At 70.1% G+C, this 221-nt stretch carries 1 protein-coding gene; it reads right to left on the reverse strand.

What is annotated here, in order from left to right; translation table 11 throughout:
• Window positions 1-221, reverse strand: a 221-nt coding sequence (locus BFL43_RS28740) for a hypothetical protein (protein ID WP_168176487.1), incomplete at both ends; no start/stop codon positions are given.

Raw genomic sequence — 221 nt, forward strand, 5'->3', positions numbered from 1 at the left:
CTTGGCCTGTTGGGCAGCGCGTATGCGCTCCAGATTCGCGGTGTGGACCTCGACCCGGATTTCCGATGGCACCCGGGCTGACCGAGAGCCCGGTGGGTGCTGTTCACGCCACCGCGCGACCTTCTCGCTGCGGGCCTGGCGGGCCTGCTCGGCCGCATCCTCCCGCGCCTGAGCCCGCTCATCGGCGGCTTTCTCCTCGGCGGCCTGCTTGGTGTTGTGGT

It is taken from the genome of Williamsia sp. 1135, from assembly GCF_002095395.1.
In the GTDB taxonomy this organism is placed as follows: Bacteria; Actinomycetota; Actinomycetes; order Mycobacteriales; family Mycobacteriaceae; genus Williamsia.